At 62.3% G+C, this 2039-nt stretch carries 2 protein-coding genes; both read right to left on the reverse strand.

The features are described from left to right. Positions 1-1629, reverse strand: a 1629-nt coding sequence (locus tag ACK59H_RS22840; RefSeq protein ID WP_409264978.1) for a condensation domain-containing protein, incomplete at its 3' end; no start/stop codon positions are given. Positions 1630-1750: 121 nt separating this feature from the next. Then, positions 1751-2039: phosphopantetheine-binding protein (locus ACK59H_RS22845; protein ID WP_409264977.1), on the reverse strand; the 289-nt coding region annotated here is incomplete at its 5' end.

Below are 2039 nucleotides of genomic sequence, written 5' to 3' on the forward strand. Positions count from 1 at the left end.
AGCGCCACCGGCCTTGAGCACCGCCAGCAGGCCGACCACCATTTCTACCGAACGCTCGGCGGCGATGCCCACCAGTACATCCGGGCCTACGCCCATGCCGCGCAGGTGCTGGGCCAGGCGGTTGGCTTGAGTGTTCAGTTCGGCATAGCTCAGGGTACGGTCGGCGAAGCTCAGGGCTGGGGCCTGCGGTTGACGGGCGACCTGCTGCTCGAACAACTGGTGCACATAGGGCGTGCCTGGGTAATTGCGCGCCGTGGCATTCCAACCGCTGATCGCAAGCGCTCGCTCGTCATCCTGCAGCATGGGCAAATCGCCCATACGTTGTGTTGGACTGGCGATGATTGCTCGCAATAGGTTCTGCCAGTGCACGCCCATGCGCTGGATGCGCGGGGCATCGAACAGGTCGGTCGAGTAGATCAGCGATGCACTGAGGCCTTGCGGGTGTTCAGTACAATCCAAGCTCAGATCGAACTGCGCGGTGGGCATGGCCCACTGCATCTGCGCCACTTCCAAACCCGGCAGTTTCAGGCCTTCATCGATAGCCCCATCGCTCACCTGATAGTTGAACATCACCTGGAACAGCGGGCTGTGACTCAGGCTGCGCTCTGGCTGCAAGGCTTCGACCAGTTGTTCGAACGGCAGGTCTTGATGGGCCTGTGCCTCCAGGGACGCCTGGCGCACTTGTTTGAGCAGTTCGAGGAAGCTTGCTTGGTCATCGATGTCCGCACGCAGTACTTGGGTGTTGACGAAGAAGCCCAATAGGCGCTCGGTTTCGGCGCGGTTGCGGTTGGCCGAAGGCACCCCAACACGGATGTCTTGCTGGCCACTGTAGCGGTGCAGCAATAGCTGGAAGGATGCCAGCAACACCATGAACGGTGTGCAACCCTGGGCCTGGGCCAACTGCCGCACGCCTTGCAGCAGCGGCGGCTGCAATTGGAAAATCTCGCGGCTACCCTGGCTGCTGCGACGCGCAGGCCGCGGGCGGTCGAACGGCAACTCGAGCGGGCCTTGCTCGCCGACCAGCCGTTGCGTCCAATAGCTCAGTTGCCGCTCGCGCTCACCAGCGGCCAGCCATTGGCGCTGCCAGGCGGCGTAATCGGCATACTGAATCGGCAAGGGCGGCAGTTGAGCCGCATGGCCTTGGCAATGTGCCTGATAGAAGGTGATCAACTCGTCGACCATCAGCTGCATGGACCAGCCGTCAGAGACGATATGGTGCTGAGTCAACACCAAGACCCTGTCCGTCTCGCTCACCTCTAGCAGCGCTACCCGCAGCAAAGGGCCTGCCTCCAGATCGAACGGGCCGGTGGCCTCTGCCTCGATGGCAGCCAACAACGTCACCTCATCGGCGTGCAGCAAACTGCGCGTATCGACCGCCACAGCTCCAACGGGGTCGATACATTGGCGGGGCTGGCCATCGCCATCGATGAAAATGCGCGTGCGCAGCGTCTGGTGCCGTGCTGCAAGATCAGCGAAGGACTGGCGCAGGGCGTCAAGGTCAAGTGCCCCGCGCAAGCGCAACACGGTCACCATATTGTAGGCCGCGCCCTCCGGGTCCAGCTGCCAGAGCACCCACTGGCGTTGCTGGGCGTATGAGAGACGGGGCATTTCGCCGTCGGCCAGCGGCACGATGGGCAGGCGGCCCAGATCGATACCCTTCTCCAACAGGCGCTTGAACAGTGCCACGCGCTTGTCATGGCCTAGCCCGCTGATCCGCTGGACCAGCTCATTGCCCTGTTGGGTCCCTTGCTTAAGCATCAAATGCCTCCAGTTCGTCCAAGGCGTCAAAAATCGCGTCGTAGTCTTGCTCTAACGGGCTTGCTTGGCCTGCAACCAGGGCCGTCATGGCGGCAAGGTTCTCGGCAAGGTAGGCGTGCTGGATCGGCAACTCGATGGACAACTCGCTCTTGATCCGGGAAACCAGGCGCACCATCAGCAGCGAATGCCCGCCCAGCTCGAAAAAGTTGTCGTTCAAGCCAACCCGCTCGACCTTCAGCACGTCCTGCCAGATGCCGGCCAGGCGTTGCTCCAGTTCGCTC

Origin of the sequence: Pseudomonas sp. KCJK9000, from assembly GCF_046230725.1 — a bacterium.
Taxonomy (GTDB): Bacteria; Pseudomonadota; Gammaproteobacteria; order Pseudomonadales; family Pseudomonadaceae; genus Aquipseudomonas; species Aquipseudomonas promysalinigenes.